This window comes from Clostridium nigeriense (assembly GCF_900086595.1).
GTDB classification, from domain to species: domain Bacteria; phylum Bacillota; class Clostridia; order Clostridiales; family Clostridiaceae; genus Clostridium; species Clostridium nigeriense.
Genome location: NZ_LT575472.1, coordinates 563,858 through 586,978 on the forward strand (window position 1 = coordinate 563,858; position 23,121 = coordinate 586,978).

General features: G+C 30.4%; 21 protein-coding genes. 17 read left to right on the forward strand and 4 right to left on the reverse strand.

Translation table 11 applies throughout. The features are described from left to right. Positions 1 to 15: 15 nt before the first annotated feature. Together BN6774_RS03090 and BN6774_RS03095 are read right to left on the reverse strand one after the other, a co-directional pair. A complete protein-coding gene (locus BN6774_RS03090) occupies positions 16 to 579 on the reverse strand; it encodes a cell wall hydrolase (protein WP_066889926.1) in 564 nt (187 codons plus the stop codon). Positions 580 to 642: 63 nt separating this feature from the next. Beyond that, positions 643 to 1,638, reverse strand: a complete 996-nt coding sequence (locus BN6774_RS03095; protein WP_066889928.1) for a hypothetical protein — start codon at positions 1,636 to 1,638, stop codon at positions 643 to 645. Between the two features lie 154 nt (positions 1,639 to 1,792). Here BN6774_RS03095 and cdaA point away from each other — a divergent pair, with 154 nt between their 5' ends. From cdaA to ygiD, 10 genes are all read left to right on the forward strand, one after another. Beyond that, positions 1,793 to 2,644 (forward strand): diadenylate cyclase CdaA, encoded by an 852-nt coding sequence (cdaA, locus tag BN6774_RS03100; protein WP_066889930.1) that lies wholly within the window; start codon positions 1,793 to 1,795, stop codon positions 2,642 to 2,644. Continuing rightward, complete coding sequence (locus tag BN6774_RS03105) at positions 2,617 to 3,873, forward strand: CdaR family protein (protein WP_066889932.1); 1,257 nt, start codon at positions 2,617 to 2,619, stop codon at positions 3,871 to 3,873. The genes cdaA and BN6774_RS03105 overlap by 28 nt, the downstream gene beginning before the upstream one ends. A 134-nt stretch (positions 3,874 to 4,007) precedes the next feature. Beyond that, positions 4,008 to 5,609 carry an NAD(P)/FAD-dependent oxidoreductase gene (locus tag BN6774_RS03110; RefSeq protein WP_066889934.1) on the forward strand — a complete coding sequence of 534 codons (1,602 nt, stop codon included), beginning with the start codon at positions 4,008 to 4,010 and terminating at the stop codon, positions 5,607 to 5,609. Positions 5,610 to 5,829: 220 nt separating this feature from the next. After that, positions 5,830 to 6,738, forward strand: coding sequence for a phosphate butyryltransferase (gene ptb / locus BN6774_RS03115; RefSeq protein WP_066889936.1), 909 nt, complete (start codon positions 5,830 to 5,832; stop codon positions 6,736 to 6,738). A gap of 25 nt (positions 6,739 to 6,763) precedes the next feature. Beyond that, complete coding sequence (gene buk, locus BN6774_RS03120) at positions 6,764 to 7,834, forward strand: butyrate kinase (protein ID WP_066889938.1); 1,071 nt, start codon at positions 6,764 to 6,766, stop codon at positions 7,832 to 7,834. 18 nt (positions 7,835 to 7,852) lie between these two features. Then, positions 7,853 to 8,920: a butyrate kinase gene (gene buk, locus BN6774_RS03125; RefSeq protein WP_066889940.1), complete on the forward strand. Its 1,068-nt coding sequence runs from the start codon at positions 7,853 to 7,855 to the stop codon at positions 8,918 to 8,920. A 156-nt stretch (positions 8,921 to 9,076) separates the two neighbouring features. Further along, entirely contained in the window at positions 9,077 to 9,907 is an 831-nt protein-coding gene (locus tag BN6774_RS03130; protein WP_066889943.1) for an AIM24 family protein, read from the forward strand. A gap of 102 nt (positions 9,908 to 10,009) precedes the next feature. Next, positions 10,010 to 10,315, forward strand: coding sequence for a YerC/YecD family TrpR-related protein (locus BN6774_RS03135; protein WP_066889945.1), 306 nt, complete (start codon positions 10,010 to 10,012; stop codon positions 10,313 to 10,315). Between the two features lie 85 nt (positions 10,316 to 10,400). After that, on the forward strand, positions 10,401 to 11,744 hold the full coding sequence (gene glmM / locus BN6774_RS03140; protein ID WP_066889947.1) for a phosphoglucosamine mutase: 1,344 nt from the start codon (positions 10,401 to 10,403) through the stop codon (positions 11,742 to 11,744). Between the two features lie 156 nt (positions 11,745 to 11,900). Continuing rightward, positions 11,901 to 12,680, forward strand: a complete 780-nt coding sequence (gene ygiD / locus BN6774_RS03145; RefSeq protein ID WP_066889949.1) for a 4,5-DOPA-extradiol-dioxygenase — start codon at positions 11,901 to 11,903, stop codon at positions 12,678 to 12,680. Between the two features lie 107 nt (positions 12,681 to 12,787). Here ygiD and BN6774_RS03150 read toward each other — a convergent pair whose 3' ends face one another. Then, a complete protein-coding gene (locus BN6774_RS03150) occupies positions 12,788 to 13,141 on the reverse strand; it encodes a hypothetical protein (protein WP_066889951.1) in 354 nt (117 codons plus the stop codon). Between the two features lie 31 nt (positions 13,142 to 13,172). Continuing rightward, positions 13,173 to 13,523, reverse strand: coding sequence for a hypothetical protein (locus tag BN6774_RS03155; RefSeq protein WP_066889953.1), 351 nt, complete (start codon positions 13,521 to 13,523; stop codon positions 13,173 to 13,175). Positions 13,524 to 14,255: 732 nt separating this feature from the next. Between BN6774_RS03155 and ilvN the strand changes: the two genes are divergently transcribed. From ilvN to ilvB, 7 genes are all read left to right on the forward strand, one after another. Beyond that, on the forward strand, positions 14,256 to 14,768 hold the full coding sequence (gene ilvN, locus BN6774_RS03160) for an acetolactate synthase small subunit (RefSeq protein WP_066889956.1): 513 nt from the start codon (positions 14,256 to 14,258) through the stop codon (positions 14,766 to 14,768). A 150-nt stretch (positions 14,769 to 14,918) separates the two neighbouring features. Beyond that, positions 14,919 to 16,514, forward strand: coding sequence for a citramalate synthase (gene cimA / locus BN6774_RS03165; RefSeq protein WP_066889958.1), 1,596 nt, complete (start codon positions 14,919 to 14,921; stop codon positions 16,512 to 16,514). Positions 16,515 to 16,530: 16 nt separating this feature from the next. Beyond that, positions 16,531 to 17,796, forward strand: coding sequence for a 3-isopropylmalate dehydratase large subunit (gene leuC, locus BN6774_RS03170; RefSeq protein ID WP_066889960.1), 1,266 nt, complete (start codon positions 16,531 to 16,533; stop codon positions 17,794 to 17,796). 135 nt (positions 17,797 to 17,931) lie between these two features. Next, a complete protein-coding gene (leuD, locus tag BN6774_RS03175; protein ID WP_066889962.1) occupies positions 17,932 to 18,414 on the forward strand; it encodes a 3-isopropylmalate dehydratase small subunit in 483 nt (160 codons plus the stop codon). A 144-nt stretch (positions 18,415 to 18,558) separates the two neighbouring features. Then, a complete protein-coding gene (gene leuB / locus BN6774_RS03180) occupies positions 18,559 to 19,629 on the forward strand; it encodes a 3-isopropylmalate dehydrogenase (protein WP_066889964.1) in 1,071 nt (356 codons plus the stop codon). A 15-nt stretch (positions 19,630 to 19,644) separates the two neighbouring features. Then, on the forward strand, positions 19,645 to 21,303 hold the full coding sequence (gene ilvD / locus BN6774_RS03185; protein WP_066889966.1) for a dihydroxy-acid dehydratase: 1,659 nt from the start codon (positions 19,645 to 19,647) through the stop codon (positions 21,301 to 21,303). Between the two features lie 144 nt (positions 21,304 to 21,447). Beyond that, positions 21,448 to 23,118 (forward strand): biosynthetic-type acetolactate synthase large subunit, encoded by a 1,671-nt coding sequence (gene ilvB, locus BN6774_RS03190; RefSeq protein ID WP_066889968.1) that lies wholly within the window; start codon positions 21,448 to 21,450, stop codon positions 23,116 to 23,118. Positions 23,119 to 23,121: the final 3 nt, after the last annotated feature.

A 23,121-nucleotide genomic window follows, 5' to 3' on the forward strand; every position in this document is an offset into this window, starting at 1 on the left:
TTTTAATATCTTTTTTTAGTATCCTGTTTTAAAAAATACATGTTGACCAATGAGTTTGCTATCTGCTTTTTCAACATCCTGCATCCATGAGCATGTAGCTATAGCAGGATTATAGAAAAATAAAGCCTCATTAGTTGGATCATTACCCTTAATAGCATCGTAAACTGCATTGTAGCATTCTTCTGTTGGAATAACATTAATTTCTCCATCAATTACACAGGAGAATGCATTTGGTTGCAATATAACGTCTTTTACACTATTAGGGAATCCAGGACTTAACACTCTATTTAAAATAACCGATGCAACTGCAACTTTACCCTCGTAGGGTTCACCTTTACTTTCAGCATAGACTATTTTAGCCATTAAATCTAAATCTTCTTTAGTTAGATAAACTGCGTTATCATTGTGACTAAAAACTTGAACAACCTCTTCCTTTGGTGTATTTATTAAACTAACATTCAATTCTTCATTTAAATTACTCTTCCTCATTTCTGTGGTATTGCTATAAGCAAATACTTTAATATTAGCTGAAAATAAAAGGGTTAAAAATAAAATAGATAATGTTTTTAAATATTTCATAAATAACCTCCTTTTGGATAATATAATCCAAACATTATTATTACCAAAAGAAAAGTTTTAATACTAATTATTTTTTAGTTTAGACTCATAGGACTTATAAACCTTTAATATATCATCTCTTTTAGAAAATGCATTTTTATAATATTTATTAATTTCAGAAGAAAGCTTTTCTACATCAACAGCCGTTTTTTCATAGATAACAGCTTCTTTAATGGCATTAAGATAAATTGGATAAGAGTTTAAGTATTCGTTTAAGTTTTCATATACTTCCATACAACCTTCAGGAATAGAAATTGAAGCTGATTTTTCTTTTATACTATTAAAAAGCTCTTCTTTTTTTAAAAGATCATCTATAATTACATTTAAATCTCTATTATCTTCCCTAACTTTATTTATTGCTAAGGTTAAATCCTCATTTAAGTAAGTAAAGTCTTTATTAAAACCTTCAAGGGTATTAATGAATTCTCTTTTTTGAGAATTGTTAAAATCAGAATCTCTATTTATTTTAATTAGTGTATTTAAATAGTTATAAAAATTATCAAAGAACTTTAAGCTATCTTCTGAAAACCTAAGGTTTATTCCGTTATCTTTTAATTTTAAATAATCTGATATGCAGTTTTCTTTAAAAGTATTGAAATTATTTAAAGCATCATTACTTCTAATAGATTTAGAATCAGATAGAACTATTAAAGCATTGTTATATAAAGCAATAGTTGAATTTAAAGCATTAGATAAATTAGTTTTAATTGATGATATATCTTGGTTAAGCTCTTCTACCTCAGAAACTTCTTTTAAAATATTATTAAATTCATCAATTCCATTAGATAAGACTTCCTTACTAGTATTTGTATCTATAGTAAGGTCTTTTATACATTTAGAAAGAGTTAAGTTAATACTACTTATATCCTTAGATAGATTTTTTAAGTATCTTTTTGTCCTATTTTCTTTTGAATTATATGTCATAAAAAATAAAGAAAATGATAATATAAAGAATAAGGTTAAAAATATAATAACAATATTTTTATGCTCTTTAACATAAGTAAAAAATTTTTTAATCATAAAATCACCACCATTAAATTCTCTTTACATAAATTTATATTATAAAGAATCTTAAAATATTATTAAAAAAAGAATAAAAAAACAAAGTATTATACTAAGATTTTATTAATTGGTGTATAATTAATATATATAAGTAGTTGGGGGGGACCCTTTAATGCAAGAAGTTTTAACATTTTTAAGTAACACATTAAAAAACATATCAATATCATCAATTTTAGATATAGTGGTAGTAGCCTATATTTTTTATAAGGGTTATTCCTTAATAAAAGAAACAAGAGCTGAACAACTTTTAAAAGGTATTATTCTAATGATTATACTTATACCAATAAGTTATATTTTAAAGTTAGAAATGCTTAATTTTATTTTGAATAAGACTCTTACTGTAGGTTTACTTTCTGTAGTTATTATTTTTCAACCTGAAATTAGAAGAGCTCTAGAGCATATTGGAAGAAGTGCTTTTGAAGAAATTCATAATATTCAGGATGCGGAAAAGAGAAATATAACAGTAAATGAAATTGTTAGTGCTGTAGGTAATTTAGCAGAATCTAAGACTGGAGCTTTAATTGTAGTTGAGCAAGCTACTAGACTAGGAGATATATTAAATTCAGGAACTATACTTGATGCAAATGTTACATCAAATTTACTTGAAAATATATTTGTAGTAAATACTCCGCTACATGATGGTGCAACAATAATAAGAAAAGATAGAATATTAGCATCAGGTTGTGTTCTGCCATTAACAAACAATACAACTATAGATAAAAAGTTAGGAACAAGACATAGGGCTGCAATAGGATTGTCTGAGATTTCTGATGCTATAGTTATTATAGTTTCAGAAGAAACAGGAATTATATCCTTAGCTATAAATGGAAGATTAACTAGAAGTTATGATAAAGAAAAGTTAAGAATTATTTTACTTAAGATGATGCAACATAATGATAAGAAGAAGGTTAAATCAGCTGGGGAGAAGGTGAAGGCATGGATAAGAAGGAAAAAAATAGATTAGTAGTACCATTTATATGCCTTTTATTATCTATAGGCTTGTGGGTTTATGTTACAAATGTTGAAAATAAAATAAGAACAACAGAAATAACTAAAATACCAGTTGAATTAGTAAATTTAGATGCATTAACATCATCTAAACTAGCATTGACTCCAAATCAAGAATTTTATGTTACCTTGAAAGTTGAAGGTAATACAAATGATATTAACAAAATAAAGAAAAGTGATTTTAAGGTACAAGTGGACTTAAGTGAGTATGCATGGAAAAAGGGAGAAAATAAGGTACCTGTATCCATTGTAGATTATCCAATAACAGTTAGTATTAGGAACACAAATAATCTAACTATTTCTATCAATATAGAAGATATGGTTGAGAAATCTATGCCAGTTACATCAGATATTAGAGTTACCACTAAGTCTGGATATTTTGCTTCAAAACCTAATGTTACCCCAGAAGAGGTTAAGGTAATGGGAGCAGAGTCAGCTGTAAATAAGGTATCAAAATTAGTAATAACAGATAAAAAAGAAGATGTTCATGAAGATATAGTGGATAATTATGAAATAAAGCCTGTAGATGAAAATGGAAGTGATGTTTTAGGTGTAAATCTTTCAGAAAAAATAGCAAAGGTAGAAATTAAGGTTAGCAAAGGAAAATCTGTTAATATAACTATTCCAACTATAGGTCAGTTACCAAGTGGAGTAAAACTAAAGTCAATAGACAGCAGTAGAAAGTCAGTAGAGCTTTTAGGGCCAAAAGAAATATTAGATACTATTAACGAAGTGAATACTAATCCAATAGATCTTTCAACTATTACTGGAAATAAAGATATAAATCTTAGTGTAGTGTTACCAGAAGGAGTAAGTGTAGCTCAAGGTGAAGAGAATTTAACTGCAAGGGTTAATGTTATTTCTATGATAACTAAGGAATTTAGCATAAAGGTAAGTATAACTGGAGCTAATGAAGGAATGAAAGTACTTCCAAGTAAAGAAAATGTAAAGGTCACTATTAAGGGATATCAAGATGAAATAGAAGGTGTAGTTGCAGATAATATATTAGCTACATTAGATATTAGTGGTTACAAGGAAGAAGGAACATTTGATGTAGAGCCTAAAGTTAGTCTGAAAGGACTAAATGGTAATTTTTCTATAGAGGCTGTAGAAAAAATAAAGGTTACTGTTTCTAAAGAAATCGCACAAGTTCCACCAAACAATAATGAAAATAATAATGATTAATTAAAAAATATCATGTTTTGGTATTATAAGTTAAGTTACCAAAACATGATATTTATTTTTTATAAGGATATATGTTAAAATAAGAAATTGAAAAATATCTTTATAAAATATAATGATATAGAGGAGTAGATAAAATGGCAATAAAAATTAATAATATAGCCTTAAGCATAGATGAAGATAAAGATTTATTATTAAATAAAGTTTTGAAGAAATTAAAAATATCTAAGGATGAGGTGAAAAGTTTTAAGATAATAAAAGAAAGTTTAGATGCAAGAAAGAAGCATGATATTAAATATGTTTATTGTGTGGAAGTAGAGCATAATAATGAGGAAAAGTTAGTTAAAAAACTTAAGGATAAAGATATAAAATTAGAAAATCCATCTTATAATGCAGAAATAGAGTTTGGAGACAAAGAACTTAAAAATAGGCCAGTAGTAGTAGGCTTTGGTCCAGCAGGAATATTTGCGGCACTTCTATTAGCAGAAAAGGGTTATAAACCATTGGTGATAGAACGTGGAGAAGATGTGGATAAAAGAACAGAGACTGTTGATAACTTTTGGAAAACTGGAAAGCTAAATACTGAATCAAATGTACAATTTGGTGAAGGTGGAGCAGGAGCCTTTTCTGATGGTAAATTAACAACTAGAATTAAAGATACTAGATGTGATTATGTATTAAGAGAATTAGTAAAGGCAGGAGCACCAGAAGAAATAACTTATATAGCTAAGCCACATGTGGGAACAGATTTATTAAAGGGAGTAGTAAAAAATATAAGAGAAAAAATTAAATCTTTAGGTGGAGAAGTATTATTTTCTTCTAAATTAGAAGAAATAAAAATAGAAGATGGAAAAGTAAAATCTATTATAGTAAATGGAAAAGAAATTCAATGCGAAAACTTAATTCTTGCTATAGGACATAGCTCAAGAGATACTTATGAAATGCTACATAAGGTAGGGGTATTTATGGAGCCTAAGGCTTTTGCTATAGGGGTTAGAATAGAGCATCCTCAAGAATTAATTAATAAGAGTCAGTATGGAGAAATGTATAACCATCCAAGACTTAAGGCTGCTGAATATAGATTAACATACCAAAGTGAAAAGTTAAAAAGAGCAGTATATTCTTTCTGTATGTGTCCAGGTGGAGTGGTAGTTGCTGCTGCTTCAGAAAATGAAAGATTAGTTTCTAATGGAATGAGTTATCATGCTAGAGATTTAGATAATGCAAATTCGGCTTTAGTAGTTACAGTAGGACCAGATGACTTTGAAGGAGACTCACCACTAAGAGGTATGGAGTTCCAAAGACATTATGAAAATCTAGCATATAAGCTAGGTGGAGGAAATCATAAGGCTCCTGTACAACTAGTAGGAGATTTTATGAAAGATAAGGTTAGTACAAAGCTAGGAGAAGTTGTTCCAAGCTACACAGCAGGATATGTTTTTAAAGATTTAAGAGAATGTCTTCCTGAGTATGTGGTTGAAGCATTAAAAGAAGGAATAATGGATTTTGATAAAAAAATTAAAGGTTATGGAAACTATGATGCAATTTTAACAGGTATAGAAACAAGGACTTCAGCTCCAGTTAGAATGAATAGAGATGAAAATTTACAAAGTGTCTCAGTAGTAGGATTATATCCAGCAGGAGAAGGAGCAGGTTTTGCAGGAGGCATAATTTCAGCAGCAGTTGATGGATTAAAGGTTGCTGAAAAAATAATACAAGAATACAAACCAATGAAATAAATATTAGAGAAAATTCTGAAAATTTAAGTTTTCAGAATTTTTTTTGTTACAATAGAAAGGAAAATATTTGTAGATTATATCATAAATTGATATAAATTTAACAAAATTATAATGTAAGAATAAGAATTTAGGTTTATAATAGTTTTTATAGAAAGAAAATTCTAAATTATTAGGTAATACTTAATTGTTAAAATATACTATAAAAATGAGGGGTGCAGAAATGAGCAAAAATTTTGATGATCTATTACAAAAGGTTAATAATTGTGAAAAGAAAAAGGTAGCTGTTGCAGTAGCACAGGATGAGCCAGTGTTAGAAGCTATTAAAGCTGCAAAGGAAAAAGGCATAGCAGATGCTGTATTAGTTGGAGATTTAGAAAAGATTAAAGAAATAGCTAGTAAAATTGATATGGATCTTAGTGAATTTGAAATTGTTGATGAGAAAAATGTAAATAAGGCTGCTTTAGAAGCTATAAGATTAGTGTCATCTGGTAAAGCTGATATGGTTATGAAGGGATTAGTAGATACAGCAACTTTCCTAAGAAGTGTATTAAATAAGGAAGTAGGCTTAAGAACAGGCAAATTAATGTCTCATGTATCTGTATTTGAAATAGAAGGGATAGATAGATTAATTCTATTAACAGATGCAGCATTTAATACTTATCCAGATTTAAAGGCAAAGGTTCAAATATTAAATAATTCAGTTGATGTAGCTCATGCTTGTGGTATAGAACTACCTAAGGTTGCACCAGTATGTGCAGTAGAAGTAGTTAATCCAGATATGCCAGCAACTGTAGATGCAGCATTAATGTCAAAAATGAATGATAGAGGGCAAATTAAAGGTTGTATAGTAGATGGTCCTTTAGCATTAGATAATGCTTTATCAGAAGAAGCAGCAGAACATAAAGGAATAACAGGAAAAGTAGCAGGAAAAGCAGATATAATATTACTTCCAAATATTGAAACCGCAAATGTTATGTATAAAACATTAACATATACATCAAAATCAAGAAATGGAGGACTTTTAGTTGGAACATCTGCTCCTGTAATTTTAACATCAAGGGCTGATAGTTTTGAAACAAAGGTACACTCCATAGCGCTAGCTGCATTAGTTGCAGAAGCAAAAAAATAAAAAAGAATATGGGGGAGACTTTGTTATGTCTTACAAACTATTAATTATCAATCCAGGATCAACTTCAACTAAAATTGGTGTTTACCAAGATGAGAAAGAGGTTTTTGTTAAAACCTTAAGACACTCTTCAGAGGAAATAGGAAGCTATGAAAGTATTTATAGTCAATTCCTATTTAGAAAAGAAATAATAGTAAAAGCATTAGAAGAAAATAATATCGACCTAAAGGAATTAAGCGCAATTGTTGGTAGAGGCGGTATGCTAAAGCCAATGGAAGGCGGAACTTACTTAGTAAATGAAACTATGATAGAAGATTTAAAAATAGGTGTACAAGGACAGCATGCATCAAACTTAGGTGGAATTATATCTAATGAAATAGCTAAAGAATTAAAAATACCAGCATATATAGTTGACCCAGTAGTTGTTGATGAGTTACAAGACGTAGCAAGAATATCCGGAGTACCTGAATTACCAAGAGTGAGTAAATTCCATGCATTAAATCAGAAAGCAGTAGCCAAAAGATACGGAATAGAATCTGGAAAAGGGTATGAAAATTTAAATTTAATAGTAGTTCATTTAGGGGGAGGAGTTTCAGTAGGAGCTCATAAAAATGGAAAAGTAATAGATGTAAACAACGCCCTTGATGGAGATGGTCCATTTTCACCAGAAAGAGCAGGTAGTGTTCCAGTTGGTGAGTTAATAAGATTATGTTTTAGTGGAAAATATACTGAAAAAGAAATATACAATAAAATAGTTGGAAAAGGTGGGTTTGTAGCTTACTTAAATACAAATGACGCTAGAGAATTAGAAGATTGGGTAAATGAAGGAAAAGAAGAAGTAATAAAATATTATAATGCATTTGTTTATCAAATTGCAAAAGCAATAGGAGAAATGGCAACAGTTTTAGAAGGAAATGTAGATAGAATAATAGTAACTGGTGGTATAGCTTATTGGAAAGAGCTTATAAGAGATTTAAATAGAATGGTAAATTTTATAGCACCAATAACTGTTTATCCAGGAGAAGATGAGCTATTGGCTTTAGCTCAAGGAGCTTTAAGAGTTTTGAGAGGAGAAGAGATAGCGAAAGAATATAAATAATCATAGGAGGAAGTTTAAATGGCTTTAAAATTACTTATAATAAATCCAGGTTCTACATCAACTAAGATAGGGGTTTTTGATGGAGAGGAAGAAGTATTAGAAGAAACCTTAAGACATTCAAGTGAGGAGATATCTAAATACGAAACAATATATGATCAATTTAAATTTAGAAAAGATATAATAATTAATGTATTAAAGGAAAAAGAATTTGATATAAAAACTTTAGATGCTGTTGTAGGTAGAGGTGGAATGCTGAAGCCTATTGAAAGTGGAACATATAAGGTTAATGATAAAATGCTTCAGGATTTAAAGGATGGGGTGCAAGGACAGCATGCTTCAAATTTAGGAGGAATAATTGCAAACCAAATAGGTAATGAACTGAATATACCAGCTTTCATAGTTGATCCAGTAGTAGTAGATGAGCTTAATGAAGTAGCTAGAATTTCAGGAGTACCCGAGTTACCAAGAGTAAGTAAATTTCATGCATTAAATCAAAAAGCAGTAGCAAAAAGATATGCAAAAGAAAATGGAATAAAGTATTCAGATTTGAATTTAATTGTAGTTCACATGGGAGGCGGAGTTTCGGTAGGAGCTCATAAAAATGGAAGAGTAATAGATGTAAATAATGCTTTGGATGGTGAAGGACCGTTTTCACCAGAAAGAGCAGGCAGTGTTCCTGTAGGAGAACTTATAAAAATGTGCTATAGTGGAGAATTTACAGAACAAGAAGTATATAACAAGGTAGTTGGAAAGGGTGGATTTGTAGCATATTTAAATACTAATGATGCTAGAGACGTATTAAAGTTAGCTGCAGAAGGTAATAAAGATGCACAAATTTGCTTTGATGCCTTTATATATCAAATTGCAAAATCAATAGGAGAAATGGCAACAGTTCTAGAAGGAAAGATAGATAGAATTATATTTACAGGTGGAATAGCTTATTCGGAGAAAGTTATAGAAGAGCTAAGAAAAAGAGTTGGATGGATATCAGATATAACTGTTTATCCTGGTGAAGATGAATTACTTGCGTTAGCCCAAGGAGCCATTAGAGTAATTACAGGAGAAGAGGAAGCAAAAGAATATTAAATTAAGGAATACTTATAATAATCTCTTAATTTAAATTATATTAGTTAAAATAGAAAATTAAGTATTTAAATAGATAATACTTAATTTTTTATTTTTTATTGAGTAATAGCATAGGTTTGTATTATTATGGTAAAATATTTGAAAGGAGGGGATATTTTGATAACTTCGGATAATATAAAAAATAGGATAACTATGATATCAGAAATGAAAAATGAAAGTACCTTTCAAATATTAGAATATGATAGTTTACAAGGTGCAAGGGATTTAAATACAGCCTTACAAATAAAGTTAATGAAGGACTCTGGAATAAGATTAAAGCAAGTTAGGATTATTTTAGATGATAGTTCAGTTAAAATAGAAGCTGGTGCTTTAAGTTATATGAAGGGGAATATAGATATTATTACGAAAACTGGTGGTATAGTTGGTTTAGGAAAAAAGCTATTTTCTAGTAAGGTAACAGGAGAATCAATGTTTAAACCTGTGCTTAGAGGAACTGGTGAAGTGTTTTTAGAATCTAGTTTTGGATATTTTACATTAATAGAATTAGAAGATGAAGAAATAATAATAGATGATAAGTTGTTTTACGCTTGTGAAGAAGGAATAGAAGTTGAACCTATAATGCAGAAAAATATTTCTTCCATGTTTTTTGGAAAAGAAGGCCTTTATCAAACTAAGCTAAGTGGTAGTGGTATAGTAGTTTTAGAAATACCAGTACCTGAAAAGGAAATACTAAGATGTAAGATATTTAGAGATACTCTAAAGGTGGATGGAAATTTTGCTATTCTAAGAAGTGGAAATATAGAATTTACAGTAGAAAAGTCAGGTACTACCCTTGTTGGAACTGCCATAAATGGAGAAGGGTTACTTAATGTTTATAATGGAACTGGAGAAGTATGGTTAGTTCCAACTAGTTCTATCTATGATACTTTAAAAGAAAGTGGATTAAAGGATTTAAAAGATATTGATGAAGATATTTTAGAGGAATAAATGCTTTACTCTGATATAGTTGTAAATTGTAAATAGTAAAGATATAATTCTATTTATAAAGTAAGTATTCAAAAGATGATACTAAAGTTAGGAGTGAGTTATATGGGTATAGTTGAAAGTAAGCTAAAAAACCCTGAATTAGATTTGTTTTTTAAGGCTGTTTTAGAACTAAAAACTATAGATGAATGTTATAGCTTCTTTGAAGATGTTGCAACTATAAATGAATTAAAAGCATTAGCACAGAGAATTCATGTTGCAAAGTTATTAAAGGATAAAAAGGTTTATACAGAAATAGTAGAAAAAACTAAGGCTAGTACAGCTACTATAAGTAGAGTTAATAGATGTTTGAATTATGGTACTGGCGGATATGAATTAATTTTAAATAGGTTAGAAAAAATTAAGAAATAATAAAGTTGTAATGTATAAACTATAAATATATACTATTATTATGATATTATGTATAACCAATTGAAAAAAAGCGAGGTAAAAAAATATGGGTAGAATGTTTGGGACAGATGGAGTTAGAGGAATTGCTAATATAGAGCTAACATCTGAAATAGCTTATGGCTTAGGTAGAGCAGGTGCTTATGTATTAACAGAAGGAACTCACAAACCAAAAATATTAGTAGCTAAGGATACGAGAATATCAGGGGACATGCTAGAAGCAGCTTTAGTGTCTGGTATACTATCAGTTGGAGCAGAAGCAGTTATATTAGGTGTTGTTCCTACTCCAGCAGTTGCTCACTTAATAAGAGAATACAATGCTGATGCGGGAATTATGATTTCAGCTTCACATAACCCTGTTGAATATAATGGAATTAAATTTTTTGATAATAGAGGATATAAATTGCCAGATGATTTAGAAGATGAGATTCAAAGAGTTATAGAAAGTGGATTTGAAGGAGTACCAAGTCCAACAGGTCATGATTTAGGAAGATCAAGAATTGAAGTTGGAGCTCTTGACGAGTATACAGATTATGCATTATCAACTATACCAGTAGATTTAAAAGGTTTAAAAGTTGCATTAGATTGTGCAAATGGAGCTTGTTATAAGGCTGCTGTAAAAGCCTTTAGAGAGCTAGGTGCAGAAGTTTATGTAATTAATGATAATCCAGATGGAACTAATATAAATGAAAACTGTGGATCAACTCACCCAGAAGAACTTCAAGAATACGTTGTTAAAAAGAAATGTGATTTAGGTTTTGCTTTTGATGGAGATGCAGACAGATGTCTAGCAGTTGATGAAAAAGGAAATCTTATTAATGGAGACTTTATACTAATGTTATGCGCAAAGCATCTTAAAGATTTAGGAAAGCTTAAGGATGATACATTAGTAGTTACAGTTATGAGTAACTTAGGCTTAGATATTGCTTGTAAAAAAGAAGGTATTAAGACTATAAAGACTAAGGTTGGAGATAGATATGTATTAGAAGAAATGATTAAGGATGGATATGTATTAGGTGGAGAACAATCTGGACATATAATATTCTTAAACTACAATACAACTGGAGATGGATTAGTAACTGCTCTTCAAGTTGCAGCTATTAGAAAGAGAAGTGGAAAGACTTTAAGTGAACTTGCAGGAATAATGAAAGAACTTCCACAAGTATTAGTAAATGCTAAGGTACCGAATGATAAGAAAAACATATACTTAGAAGATGAAGAAATAGTAAATGAAATTAAGAAAATTGAAGAAACTTTACATGGAGCAGGAAGAGTATTAATAAGACCTTCAGGAACAGAACCTCTAGTAAGAGTTATGCTAGAAGGAGAAAACCAAGAAGAAATAGATAAGATGGCTCATGGATTAGTAGATTTAATATTAAGCAAAATTTAAATAATAACTAAAAATAATAAAAAAACTCAGACTAAGTCTGAGTTTTTTATTTATATAGTTATAAAATTTTGTTTGTGTGAATATTTTTTGTATTTGACATGATATAAAGATAAGACTAATATGTGTATAATAAATAAAGTTTATGAGGTGATATAAATGAATAGAAAGATGCCAGTTTTATTTTTATCTCATGGTAGCCCAATGAATGTAGTTTTAGATAATGAATATACAAGAGCTTTAATAAACCTTGGACAAGAGTTAGAAATGCCAAATGCCATACTTATAATTTCAGCTCATTTTAAAACTAAAGGAACATATTTGACATATAGTGAAAAACCAAAGCAAATATATGATTTTTATGGATTTCCAGAGGAAATATATAATATAAAATATGAGCCGAATGGTGGAAAAGAATATGCTGAAAAAATCTACAAAGAAATTAAAGCAGATGGTGTAAAGCTTACTGATGAATGGGGGTTAGACCATGCAGCTTGGGGAGTTTTAAAATATTTATATCCCAATGCTAATATACCTACTATGGAATTAAGTTTAAATGCTGAATTAACAGAAGAGGAGCACTATAAGATAGGTAAGAAGTTATCTAAGTTAAGAGAAGAAGGAGTTTTAATAATAGGAAGTGGAAATATAGTTCATAATTTAGGAGATGCAAGTTCTGATGTTTATGGTAAACCTTACGAATGGGCAGAAGCCTTTGATAATTATATTATAGATTCAGTGAAGGAATACAATCATAATCAAATAATCAGCTATAAAGCACTAGGGGATATATCAAAGCTTGCTGTACCTACAGATGAGCATTTTCTACCATTATTATATGTAATTGGAGCTCAAGAAAAGGATGATAAAGTAGAAATTATCCATAGAAGCATTCAAAATTCTTCTGTTTCTATGAGTTGTATTAAAATAGGAGAGTAATTGTTAGTTAGAATTATAGTATAGGGTTATTTTAAACAAGATGTTAAAAATAAATATTTTAATATAAAAATACACTATAAATATTAAATACTTATAGTGTATTTATTTTATTCGGCTAACTTTATAGTTAATTCAAGCTCTCCATTATCTTTAATAGTATCAATGTAGATATTTATTGGTGCACAATACTGTTTAGATAATTCATAATTAATAGTATTATCCTTAATGATATAAGAATAAACTATGCCATCTACTTCATTGTACATTTTAATTTTACTATCTTTTTTAATATTAATTGTTGAGATGCCTACTTGCTTATTTTGATTAGGCTTTATTTTAGATATAGCTACATCTTTCATATTACTTTCATCGTAATTAAAGTAAATTTTATTTATAGACTTGTCTGTATTATTGATAACTTTTAACACTAAAACATTAGCAGCAATTGCATAACCAATCATTTAAACTATCTCCTTATAAATAAATTTGAGTTTATTCATCTATTCTAATGGATAACTCTAGTTCGCCACTTTCTTTTATATTATTGATATTTATATAAAGCACTCCTGAGTACTTTGCAGCTTTTCCTGGATTTATTGCATTAGGTTTTAAAATATAGGAGTGAGTTTCTCCGTTAACATTGTTATACATCATAATATTGGCATGATCTTGTAGATGAATGGTGGAAATTCCTGTTTGCTTATTGCTATGAGCCTTTAGATTATGCATAACTACATCCTCAGCCATGCTACCTTCATAATTAAATAATAGTTCATCAATAGTTTTATCGGTGTTGTTTGATACATTAACTACTGTTAGTTGTAGTGATGGGAATCCATACATAAAAAACATCCTTTCTACATTTAAATATTTTATAATATACAAAATGGATTTGAACTGTATTTAGTATAAATTAAAAAATCAAAACGATATTGGCTATGGTATTATTAGACGATAAAAAAGATTATATTAATCTTTTTATATAATATAAAAAACTATATAACCAAATTATACTATTAGAGAGTAAAAATGTAAATAAAATACAGGATAAATTATAAAATTTTATTATAAATAAAAATAGTAATAAAATATATATTTTTGTTAATATAAATTTATTTAGATAAATTTATTATTGATAATTTAACAATAAAAACACTATTTTGGTATTAAATGAATAATTTTATATCTCTGAAAAAGACTTCAAAAAGTGATTTGGCAAAGTTTTCTTAAAATTCTTGACACTCCCATAAATGGGTAGTAAAATTTTAGCAATAACAAAATTTAATATGACCTTATGAATTATAAATGCAAAGAAGGAGACATTTATTTAGATAAAAAGTTTCAGAGAGTCCATGGTAGGTGTGAATGGATACTTTACTAATTAAAAATCACTCCGGAGCAGTGTCCAGAAAGTACAATGATGTATGAGTAAGCGATAACCGGTAAGCACCGTTAAAGGCAAGGGTTTGTTAGAACCTAGTGATTGTATAAATTAAGGCGGATTTTATTACCACCATAGTGATCTATCATTACGGGTGGTTTTTTTACACAATTTTTTAAAAGGGGGCTAAGGGATTGGAAAGACATGTATTATCTGTATTAGTTAGAAATTCATCAGGGGTTTTGACTAGAGTATCAGGATTGTTTGCTAGACGAGGTTTTAATATTGATAGTTTAACAGTAGGAAGAACTGATAATGAAGAAATATCTAGGATGACTATAGTTTTAATGGGGAATGATGATGTTCTAGAACAGTTTACTAAACAGCTTAATAAGTTAGAAGATGTTTTAAAAGTACATGAATTAAAGTCGGAATATTCAGTTTATAGAGAGTTAGTTTTAGTGAAAGTACAAGCTTCACCAGAAAAAAGAGGGGCAATAAATGAGGTAGTTAAGATATTTAGAAGCAAGATAATAGATGTAGCTCACAATACAGTAACTATCGAATTGACAGGTGATGATAGCAAGATAAATGCTTTAATAGAACTTATGGAAGACTATGGAATAGTAGAAATAGTTAGAACTGGAATAGCAGCATTAGAAAGAGGAGACAAAGATATTACGGAGTATGGAGAATACTTTGATTAATTAAAAATGAAGAATTTAAAATGGAAAATTAAGGAAATAACTTAGCTTAGCTAAGTTATAAAATAATAGATTAAAATTCAGCTAAGCTGAGTTATCATTTATTCTACATTCTTAATTTTACATTCTACATTCAAATAAGGGGTGGGAGCAATGAGCAATAGGTGTATAGAAATTTTTGATTCTACCTTAAGAGATGGGGCACAGGGTGAGGATATATCATTTTCTCTTGAGGATAAGATAAAAGTTGCTGTAGCTTTAGATAAAATTGGGGTTTCTTATATAGAGGCTGGTAATCCTGGTTCTAATCCGAAGGATATGGAATTTTTTAAGCAAATGAAAAAAGTTGAACTTAAAAATTCTAAGTTAGCAGCCTTTGGATCAACAAGAAAGGCAAATATAAATGTTAAAGAGGACAATAATATAAAAAGTTTACTTAAAGCTGAAACAGATGTAGTAACTATTTTCGGAAAGACATGGGATTTTCAAGTTTTAAAAATATTAAATACCTCACTAGAAGAAAACTTAAATATGATCAGAGAGTCTGTAGCTTATTTAAAAAGCAATAATAAAGAAGTTATATTTGATGGGGAGCATTTTTTTGATGGCTATAAGGCAAATCCTGAATATGCTATTAAAACTTTAATTGTAGCAAAGGAAGCAGGGGCAGATGTAGTTGTACTTTGTGATACAAATGGAGGAACTTTAACTTCAGAAATTAAAGATATTGTAGGAGTTGTAATTTCTAAAGTTGGTGGAAGGGTAGGAATACATTGTCATAACGATATAGATATGGCAGTTTCAAATTCAATAATGGCAGTAGAAAATGGGGTATGCCATATACAAGGGACCTTTATAGGTGTTGGGGAAAGATGTGGTAATGCAAATTTATCAGCAATAATACCTACTTTACAATTAAAACTTGGTTATGAAATTATTCCAGATGAGAATATTTCAGAACTAACAAAAACTGCAAAATATATTTCAGAAATATCAAATATAAAACTATTAGATAATATGCCATATGTAGGAGCATCAGCCTTTGCACATAAGGGTGGAATGCATATAGATGCTATTTTTAAAACTCCTGAATCTTATGAGCATATAAGCCCAGAAGTTGTAGGGAATGATAGAAGATTTTTAGTATCAGAAGTAAGTGGAAAAAGTACTATTGTAAAAGAAATACAAAAGATTTTCCCAAGTATAACAAGAGAAAGTAAAGAAGTGGAAAAGATAACAAATAGGCTTAAGGAATTAGAATATGAAGGGTATAAGTTTGAAGGTGCTGAAGGTACGGTAGAACTTTTAATTAGAAAAACAATAGGAAAATATAAGCCATTCTTTGAACTTAAGCATTTTAAAACTATTGGGGAGCAGCCATGGAATACTAAGGATTTTACTTCAACAGCCTTAATAAATGTAATAGTTGAAGGAAAAAATAAAATGACAGCTGCAGAGGGGGATGGTCCTGTTAATGCATTAGATAAAGCTTTAAGAGAAGCTTTGGAATCTTTTTATCCACAATTAAAGGAAGTAAGACTTGTAGATTACAAAGTTAGAGTTTTAGATTCAGAAAGTGCTACAGGAGCAAAGGTAAGAGTTCTTATAGAATCAACAGATGGAATAGAAAACTGGAGTACAGTTGGGGTATCTAGAGACGTTGTACAAGCTAGCTTAATAGCTTTAGTTGATTCAATTGAATATAAATTAATAAAAGATATAGAAAGAAAATTAAAAACTTATTTTTAAAAAGGGGGACAAATACATGGGAATGACTATGACTCAAAAAATTCTTGCAGCCCATGCAGGGTTAGAAAGTGTAAAGGCGGGACAATTAATAGAAGCCAATTTAGATTTAGTGCTAGGGAATGATATTACATCACCGGTAGCAGTTAATGAATTTTATAAATTAAAGCTAAAAAATGTTTTTGATAAGGATAAGGTGGCAATAGTTCCAGATCACTTTACTCCTAATAAAGATATAAAAGCAGCAGAACAAAATAAATTTATAAGAGAATTTGCAAAAGAAAAGGGAATAACAAATTATTTTGATGTTGGAGAAATGGGAATAGAGCATTGTCTAATTCCAGAAAAAGGTTTAGTAGTAGCAGGAGATGTTGTTATTGGAGCTGACTCTCATACTTGTACTTATGGAGCATTAGGAGCTTTTTCAACAGGTATAGGGTCTACAGATATGGCGGCTGGCATGGCAATAGGGAAGTGTTGGTTTAAGGTTCCATCAGCAATAAAGTTTGTTTTAAAAAATAAGCCTGCTAAATGGGTAAGTGGTAAAGATATAATACTTCATATTATTGGGTTAATAGGGGTAGATGGAGCTTTATATAAATCAATGGAATTTGTGGGAGATGGATTAAAATATCTTTCCATAGACGATAGATTTACAATGGCAAATATGGCTATTGAAGCAGGTGGAAAAAATGGGATTTTCCCAGTAGATTCAGTAACAGTTGAATATTTAAAAGATCATTCAGATAGAGAGTGGAAAGTTTATGAAGCTGACGAAGATGCTGAATATGACGAGGTTTATGAAATAGATTTAAACTCATTAAAACCAACTGTAGCATTCCCTCATTTACCAGAAAACACAAGAACTATTGATAAAGTTGGGGAAATAGAAGTAGATCAAGTAGTTATAGGCTCATGTACTAATGGAAGAATATCTGATTTAAGAATTGCAAGAGATATCTTAAAAGGAAGAAAAGTTAAAAAGGGAGTTAGGTGTATAGTATTCCCAGGAACTCAAAAGATTTATCTTCAAGCCTTAGAAGAGGGAATAATTAAAGATTTAGTAGAGGCTGGAGCCGTATTCTCAACATCAACTTGCGGACCATGTTTAGGAGGACATATGGGAATACTTGCAAAAGGAGAAAGAGCAGTTTCAACAACAAATAGAAATTTTGTAGGAAGAATGGGGCATGTTGAATCAGAAGTATACCTAGCAAGTCCAGCAGTTGCAGCAGCATCAGCAATAACAGGGAAGATAACAAACCCTGAGGAAATTAAGAATTAAGAATGAAAATGAAGAATTAATGAAATAACTTAGCAAAGCTAAGTTAATAATTAAAATAAAATTCAGCTACGCTGAATTATCCATAATTCTACATTTTTAATTTTACATTTTACATTAAAAAAAGGGGGCTTTTAAATGAAAGCAAAAGGTAGAGTTTTTAAATATGGAGATAATGTAGATACAGATGTAATAATTCCTGCAAGGTATTTAAATACTTCAGATCCAAAGGAATTAGCTAATCACTGTATGGAAGATATAGATAAGGAATTTGTAAAAAAGGTTAAGCAAGGCGATATTATAGTTGCAAATAAAAACTTTGGCTGTGGATCATCAAGAGAACATGCACCAATAGCTATAAAAGAAAGCGGTGTAAGTTGTGTTATAGCATCCACCTTTGCAAGGATATTTTATAGAAATGCAATAAATATTGGACTACCTATATTAGAATGCGATGAAGCTGTAAAAGCAATAGATGCAGGAGATGAATTAGAAATAGATTTTACAACGGGAATAATAAAAAATAATACAAAAAATCAAGAATATCAGGGAGAACCATTCCCAGAATTCATGCAAAAAATAATAAACTGTGGTGGATTAATAAACTACATTAAAAATTAAGAATTAAGAATGAAGAATGTAGAATTGATGAAATAACTAAGCAGAGCTTAGTTATGAAAATTTCATAATTCAGCTTTGCTGAATTATATCAATGATTTTAAATTTTAAATTTTACATTCTACATTAAAAACAGGGGGAGTTTAGATGAATTATAAAGTAGCTGTAATACCTGGGGATGGAATTGGTCCAGAGGTTGTGGAACAAACTGTGAATGTTTTAAATTATGTTGGGGATAAGTTTAATCATACTTTTGAATATGAATATTTATTAGCAGGAGGATGTGCTATTGACGAAAAAGGAGCACCACTTCCAGAAGAGACTTTAGAAGCTTGTAAAAAAGCTGATGCTGTACTTCTAGGTGCTGTTGGGGGGCCAAAGTGGGATGATCCAAATGCAAAGGTTAGACCAGAACAAGCACTACTTGGTTTAAGAGGTGGATTAAATTTATATTGTAATTTAAGGCCAGCATTACTATATGCACCTTTAAAGGATGCATCTCCACTTAAAGATAGCATAATTGGAGATGGAATAGATATATGCGTAGTTAGAGAACTAACTGGAGGTATATATTTTGGAGAAAGAGGTAGAGAAGAAGTTAATGGAGTAAAGGGCGCTTATGATACTGAAAGATACAATGTAGATGAAGTAAGAAGAATAGCTAAGATAGCTTTCGAAACAGCTATGAAGAGAGATAAAAAACTTACTAGTGTTGATAAAGCAAATATATTAGAAACTTCAAGACTTTGGAGAAGTGTTATAGAAGAAGTTGCTAAAGATTATCCTGAAGTTAAAGTTAATCACATGTATGTAGATAATGCTGCAATGCAATTAGTAAGAGATCCAAGACAATTTGATGTAATAGTCACATCAAATATGTTTGGTGATATTTTATCAGATGAAGCAAGTATGATAACGGGATCTATAGGAATGCTTCCTTCAGCATCTTTAGGTGATGGAAAAATTGGCATGTACGAGCCTATACATGGTAGCGCTCCAGATATTGCTGGTAAAGGAGTGGCTAATCCACTTGCAACAATACTTTCTGCAGCAATGATGCTAAAGTTTAGTTTTAATTTAGAAGAAGAAGCAAAAGTAATTGAAAATGCTGTGATTAAAGTTTTAGAGGACGGATATAGAACTGGGGATATAATGAGCAAAGGGATGAAGCTAGTTGGAACTGGTGAAATAGGAAGGCTAGTATTAGAAAAGATTTAAATAAGAGGTGATTATATGAGGAGTGACGTAGTTAAAAAGGGGCCTCAAAAAGCCCCCCATAGATCATTATTTAAGGCAACTGGTCTTACAGATGAAGAAATAAACAAGCCTTTAATTGGAGTAGTAACATCTCAAAATGATATTATTGCAGGGCATATAAACTTAGATAAAATAGTTGAATCAGTTAAGAAGGGAGTACTAATAGCAGGAGGAACCCCTTTAGTATTTCCAACTATAGGAGTTTGTGATGGAATAGCAATGGGACATGAAGGAATGAGATATTCATTGGCTACAAGAGAGCTTATTGCAGATACCATTGAGTGTATGGTAAAAGCTCATGCCTTTGATGCTTTAGTATTAATTCCAAACTGTGACAAAATAGTTCCAGGCATGATGATGGCAGCATTGAGGCTTAATATTCCATCAATAATCATAAGTGGTGGACCAATGCTTGCAGGTAAGTTTAAAGGTAAGGACATATCTCTTTCAACTATGTTTGAAGCAGTAGGAGCTTTTGAGAACGGTACTCTCTTAGAGGGAGATTTATGTGATATGGAAAATAAGGCATGTCCAACATGTGGATCATGTTCAGGTATGTTTACTGCAAATTCAATGAACTGTTTAGCAGAGGTTTTAGGGCTTGGGTTACCTGGAAACGGAACAGTACCAGCAGTATATTCAGAAAGATTAAGACTTGCTAAGTATGCAGGTATGAGAATAATGGATTTATTAGAAAAGGATATTAAACCAAGAGATATAGTAAATGAAAATTCAATAAGAAATGCGTTAACTGTAGATATGGCTCTAGGATGTTCTACAAATAGTGTACTTCACTTAACAGCTATAGCAAATGAAGCAAAAGTTGAAATGGACTTAGAAACTATAAATGAAATATCATCAAATACTCCAAATCTTTGTAAGCTAGCACCAGCTTCAGATACACATATAGAAGAATTATACTGGGCAGGTGGTATTCAAGCAGTTATGAAAGAATTATCTAAAAAGGATTTATTAGATTTAGATTGTATAACAGCTACTTCAAAAACTCATAAGGAAAATTTAGAGGGAGTAGAAGTTCTTGATTACGATGTAATAAAAAGTATAGATAATCCATTTAGTGAAACTGGAGGAATACAAATTTTAAGAGGAAATTTAGCAGAGGATGGAGCTGTAGTTAAAAAGTCTGCAGTGTTAAAAGAAATGTTAACTCATAAAGGACCAGCAAGAGTATTCGATTCAGAAGAAGACGCTATAGATGCAATTCTTTCAAAGAAAATAGTTAAAGGTGATGTAGTAGTAATTAGATATGAAGGACCTAAGGGTGGTCCAGGAATGAGAGAAATGTTATCTCCAACCTCAGCAATAGCAGGAATGGGATTAGATAAATATGTGGCGCTTATTACAGATGGAAGATTTAGTGGAGCGACAAAGGGAGCGGCAATAGGACATATTTCTCCAGAAGCTGCAGAAGGTGGAACTATAGCCTTAGTAGAAGAAGGAGATATTATATCAATAGATATACCAAACAAAAAGCTAGAACTTTTAGTAGATAAAGATGTTTTAGAAGAAAGAAGAAAAAATCTAAAACCACTAGAGCCAAAAGTAAAAGAAGGATATTTATCAAGATATGCTAAACTAGTAAGTTCAGCAAGCACAGGGGCAATACTTAAGTAATTAAGAATGAAAAATTAAGAATGTAGAATTGGGGAATAAACTCCTTTGGAGTTTAGAAAAATTTTAATAATTCAGCTTTGCTGAATTATATCATTAATTTTTCATTTTTAATTCTTAATTCTACATTAAAAAAGGGGGGTATTTATGTTTTTGACGGGAGCTGAGATATTAATAAAATCTCTTTTAGATGAGGGAGTAGATACTATATTTGGATATCCTGGAGGAGCTGTCCTTAATATATATGATGAATTATATAAATATAGGGAAAAGATAACTCATATATTAACTGCTCATGAGCAGGGAGCAGCTCATGCAGCAGATGGATATGCTAGGGCTACTGGAAGAATTGGTGTTTGCTTAGCTACTTCTGGTCCAGGAGCAACTAATCTAGTAACTGGTATAGCAACAGCATATATGGATTCAATTCCTATGGTAGCTATAACAGGTAATGTAACGAAGCAGCTTCTTGGAAAGGATAGCTTCCAAGAAGTTGATATAGCAGGTATAACAATGCCAGTTACAAAGCACAATTATATAGTTAAAGATGTTAATGATTTACAGAGAATAGTAAAAGAAGCTTTTTATATAGCTAAAGAAGGGCGACCAGGCCCAGTACTTATAGATATCCCTAAGGATATAACAGCAGCTAAAGCAATTTACGAACCTATAATTCCTAAAAAAGTGGAAAGAAAAACTAAGCATATAACAGATGAAGCTCTAGAAACTGTAGCAAAGTTGATAAATGAATCGGAAAATCCTTTTATATATGCTGGTGGAGGGGTGGTAGCATCTGGGGCTTACGAGGAACTTAAAGAGATAGTTAATAAGATTAATTCACCAATTGCAACTTCTCTTATGGCAATATCCTCATTTCCATATGACCATCCATTATATACTGGAATGATTGGAATGCATGGTAGCAAAGCTTCTAATATATTAACAAGCAAATGTGACTTATTAATAAATTTGGGAGCAAGATTTAGTGACAGAGTTATCAATAACCAAAAGCATATTAAAAATGCAAAAGTAATTCATATAGATGTTGATCCAGCAGAGATTAATAAAAATATTAAGGTTGATGCTTTCGTTATAGGAGACTTAAAAATAGTTCTTCAAAAATTAATTCCACTTCTTAAAGAAAAGAAGAATGAGGATTGGATTAAAAAAATGAATGAACTTAAAGCATTGAATGTAAAAGAAACTTCTGAAACAGGAGAATTGACACCAGAGTTTTTATTTAGAAAGTTAAGTGAACTAGATGATGGAAGCTTTGTTTTGTCAACGGAAGTTGGCCAACATCAAATGTGGGCAGCTCAATACTTTGATTATAAAACGCCAAGGACTTTTATATCCTCAGGTGGTCTTGGAACAATGGGATATGGATTAGGAGCTTCAATTGGGGCACAAATGGCTTTAAAAGATAAGACGGTTTTTAATATAGCTGGTGATGGAAGCTTTGGCATGAATTGTAATGAATTAGCCACAGCAGTAAAAAATAATTTACCAGTAAAAGTTATAATAGTTAACAACAATTCATTAGGAATGGTTAGACAATGGCAAAACTTTTTCTATGAAGGAAGATATTCTTCTACAACATTAAATAGGTCTACAGATTTTGTAAAGTTAGCAGAAGCTTTTGGAGGAAAGGGATATAGAGTTTTTGAAAAAGAAGAGCTTGTACCTGTATTAAAAAAGGCTTTAGAGTATGATGGACCAGTTGTAATAGATTATGCAATTCACAATGATAAAAAAGTATTTCCTATGGTAGCACCTGGTGCACCAATTAATGAAATAATAAGCGAAGAAGATGTTTAAAAT

Bases quoted from the DNA above. Each gene is read 5' to 3' on its own strand.
- BN6774_RS03090 (WP_066889926.1), bottom strand. From the start codon at position 579: ATGAAATATTTAAAAACATTATCTATTTTATTTTTAACCCTTTTATTT.
- BN6774_RS03095 (WP_066889928.1), bottom strand. From the start codon at position 1,638: ATGATTAAAAAATTTTTTACTTATGTTAAAGAGCATAAAAATATTGTT.
- cdaA (WP_066889930.1), top strand. From the start codon at position 1,793: ATGCAAGAAGTTTTAACATTTTTAAGTAACACATTAAAAAACATATCA.
- BN6774_RS03105 (WP_066889932.1), top strand. From the start codon at position 2,617: ATGGATAAGAAGGAAAAAAATAGATTAGTAGTACCATTTATATGCCTT.
- BN6774_RS03110 (WP_066889934.1), top strand. From the start codon at position 4,008: ATGGCAATAAAAATTAATAATATAGCCTTAAGCATAGATGAAGATAAA.
- ptb (WP_066889936.1), top strand. From the start codon at position 5,830: ATGAGCAAAAATTTTGATGATCTATTACAAAAGGTTAATAATTGTGAA.
- buk (WP_066889938.1), top strand. From the start codon at position 6,764: ATGTCTTACAAACTATTAATTATCAATCCAGGATCAACTTCAACTAAA.
- buk (WP_066889940.1), top strand. From the start codon at position 7,853: ATGGCTTTAAAATTACTTATAATAAATCCAGGTTCTACATCAACTAAG.
- BN6774_RS03135 (WP_066889945.1), top strand. From the start codon at position 10,010: ATGGGTATAGTTGAAAGTAAGCTAAAAAACCCTGAATTAGATTTGTTT.
- glmM (WP_066889947.1), top strand. From the start codon at position 10,401: ATGGGTAGAATGTTTGGGACAGATGGAGTTAGAGGAATTGCTAATATA.
- ygiD (WP_066889949.1), top strand. From the start codon at position 11,901: ATGAATAGAAAGATGCCAGTTTTATTTTTATCTCATGGTAGCCCAATG.
- BN6774_RS03150 (WP_066889951.1), bottom strand. From the start codon at position 13,141: ATGATTGGTTATGCAATTGCTGCTAATGTTTTAGTGTTAAAAGTTATC.
- BN6774_RS03155 (WP_066889953.1), bottom strand. From the start codon at position 13,523: ATGTATGGATTCCCATCACTACAACTAACAGTAGTTAATGTATCAAAC.
- cimA (WP_066889958.1), top strand. From the start codon at position 14,919: ATGAGCAATAGGTGTATAGAAATTTTTGATTCTACCTTAAGAGATGGG.
- leuC (WP_066889960.1), top strand. From the start codon at position 16,531: ATGGGAATGACTATGACTCAAAAAATTCTTGCAGCCCATGCAGGGTTA.
- leuD (WP_066889962.1), top strand. From the start codon at position 17,932: ATGAAAGCAAAAGGTAGAGTTTTTAAATATGGAGATAATGTAGATACA.
- leuB (WP_066889964.1), top strand. From the start codon at position 18,559: ATGAATTATAAAGTAGCTGTAATACCTGGGGATGGAATTGGTCCAGAG.
- ilvD (WP_066889966.1), top strand. From the start codon at position 19,645: ATGAGGAGTGACGTAGTTAAAAAGGGGCCTCAAAAAGCCCCCCATAGA.
- ilvB (WP_066889968.1), top strand. From the start codon at position 21,448: ATGTTTTTGACGGGAGCTGAGATATTAATAAAATCTCTTTTAGATGAG.